Source organism: Micromonospora sp. DSM 43699, from assembly GCF_055517075.1.
Window position 1 is genome coordinate 1 of record NZ_JBTMMT010000263.1, and the last position, 409, is coordinate 409.

Genomic DNA, 409 nt, shown 5'->3' on the forward strand with positions numbered 1-409 from the left:
TCATTACGCTTCCATGATTTGCGCCATATTTTTGCCTCGGCCTGTGTCAAGGATGGTATTCCGCTGTACACCGTGCAAGGCTTGCTCGGCCATTCCTCCATAAAAATGACAGAACGTTATTCAGCCTTAGCCTCTTCGGATCTGTTGAAGGCCAGTTGTCGTGTTTCTAGTGCCCTTGCCCTCCGCTCAGGGGGTGTTAAATGAGTAAGTTCTTTTCAAGCGACGCGCTGAGCGCTGAGGCTGTTGATGCCGTTCTGCGGGCTGGTGGAAAAGCTCTTGATGGAGAGTCAGCTTCACTCATGGGGGTAAAAAGTATCGAGTTTAATGAAAAGTCGGTGATTTTTTCGCTGCCGAAAACGCATCATGGTTACAACGAATTTATGCCGATTTTCAAGGCGCATTGTTTGAT

Annotated in this window: 2 protein-coding genes; both read left to right on the forward strand. The window is 48.2% G+C overall.

Annotated features, from left to right (window positions below):
* On the forward strand, positions 1–204 hold a 204-nt coding region (locus AC0AIB_RS31555), incomplete at its 5' end, for a tyrosine-type recombinase/integrase (protein WP_465098137.1).
* The coding region (locus AC0AIB_RS31560; RefSeq protein WP_465098138.1) for a hypothetical protein at positions 201–409 on the forward strand (209 nt) is incomplete at its 3' end. The genes AC0AIB_RS31555 and AC0AIB_RS31560, both read left to right, overlap by 4 nt.